Raw genomic sequence first — 1,787 nt, forward strand, 5'->3', positions numbered from 1 at the left:
CGGATGCCGATCCGCACGGTTGGAGAATACCTCAAGCGCTGGGGATTTACGCCACAGAAGCCCGTCAAGCGGGCCTATGAGCAGAATCCAAAGGCGGTCCAGCGCTGGTTGGATGAGGATTATCCGGCCATCAAGGCCAAGGCGAAGGATGAGAAGGCAGAGATCTACTGGGGTGACGAAACGGGGGTGCGTAGTGACGGTCAGCATGAAAGGGGCTATGCCCCCAAGGGCAAGATGCCGGTGATCCGCCTCAATGCCAAGCGAAGTTCGATCAACATGATTTCTGCGGTCACCAATCAAGGGAAGGTCCGCTTCAGGGTATTTGAGGGGAGTATGAACGCGGACATCCTGATTGATTTCTGCAAGTGTCTGATTAAATCCGCGAAGCGGAAGGTTTATCTGATCTTGGATAACCTGCGTGTTCACCATGCCAAGGTATTCAAGGCGTGGCTCACAGACCATGAGGATGAGATAGAGGTCTTCTATCTGCCGTCCTATTCCCCGGAATTGAATCCGGATGAATACCTGAACTGTGATTTGAAGGCCGGGGTTCACAGCGGCAAGCCGGCCGGGGATAAGAAGCAGCTGAAAAAGAAGGTGGTATCGCATATGCGCATGTTGCAGAAGAACCCTGGGCCGGTTGCCAAGTACTTCGAGCACGAGAAAATCCGTTATGCCGCATAACAGATATCCTTTATTGCTGAGTTAATATTGTGACTCTTCCAGTAACTTTCCAATATGTTGAATCTTCAGAGTGTTTAGAAAAGGAAGGCCGATGATTCGTCTAAGCAGTGTCAGTAAGGAATATTACAACGGCCAAGTGAAAACCTTGGCCATTAAAAACGTAAACTTATACATTAAATGTGGAGCCCTCGCATGCTTAGTAGGAAGAAGCGGCAGCGGTAAAAGTACGCTACTTGGGTTACTTGGTTTGATTGACACACCAACCTCGGGCGAGATTCTGTTTGGCCAGAATAATGTGTCAGGTTTGTCAGATAGCCAATTAGCAGCCATACGTCGGAAGAAAATTGGCATCATTTTCCAACGATTTAATCTGCATCCGGCTCTTTCGGCACTCGAAAATGTGATGTACCCGTTGTACATGCTCAAAGATAAGCAAGCCAAGCCTAAAGCAATAAAAGCGCTTGCAGATGTGGGTATGGAAGAACTTTCATCGCGTCGTCCTAAGGAACTCTCGGGTGGACAGATGCAGCGGGTAGCTATCGCGAGAGCATTTGCAAAACGCCCAGAACTAATTATTGCCGACGAGCCAACTGCTAACCTTGATTCGGAAAATGCAAGTATCGTTTACGAATTGCTGGAAAAATTCCATAAAGAACAGGGGGCGACAGTTGTGATCGCTACGCACGACCGTGAATTTGTGGAGCGATGCTCGCACAGGATAACTTTGCATGATGGTATGCTGGTACAAAATAACAATGTGATCAATTGAGGCTAATCAAAATGTCAGAAATACTCATCGGTATAATAATGTGTATTCTAATTGCGGGTTGTCAACCACCATCTGACCAACCTGTTAAATCTAAAATTGCGTCTGCGCAGAAGGTAACTAATGAGTCGAATTATAAAAAATCTGTGATTGACGTCTTAAATGAGAGTCAAGCATTAATGGGAGATAAAGACTTGAACGAACAACGCTTGGACGCAGGGATCAAAAAAATTGAATTGCTGATAGCGCTGGGCAAAACGATAAGCGGTGACACATCGAAATTTAAAGAAGCCGAATTGCTGTCGACTCTGGGCGCTATGTACGCTCGAAAAGCAGC

General features: G+C 47.0%; 3 protein-coding genes. All 3 read left to right on the forward strand.

From position 1 onward, the window contains the following. Nucleotides 1-684 (forward strand): IS630 family transposase (locus D6694_00160; GenBank protein ID RMH48770.1); only part of this gene is annotated, 684 nt, incomplete at its 5' end. Nucleotides 685-775: 91 nt separating this feature from the next. Next, the gene (locus D6694_00165) at nt 776-1,453 is read left to right on the forward strand and encodes an ABC transporter ATP-binding protein (protein RMH48771.1); all 678 of its coding nucleotides are present in this window, start codon (nt 776-778) and stop codon (nt 1,451-1,453) included. Nucleotides 1,454-1,464: 11 nt separating this feature from the next. Then, a partial coding sequence (locus D6694_00170) for a hypothetical protein (protein ID RMH48772.1) occupies nt 1,465-1,787 on the forward strand: 323 nt, incomplete at its 3' end.

This window comes from Gammaproteobacteria bacterium (genome assembly GCA_003696665.1).
Classification (GTDB): domain Bacteria; phylum Pseudomonadota; class Gammaproteobacteria; order Enterobacterales.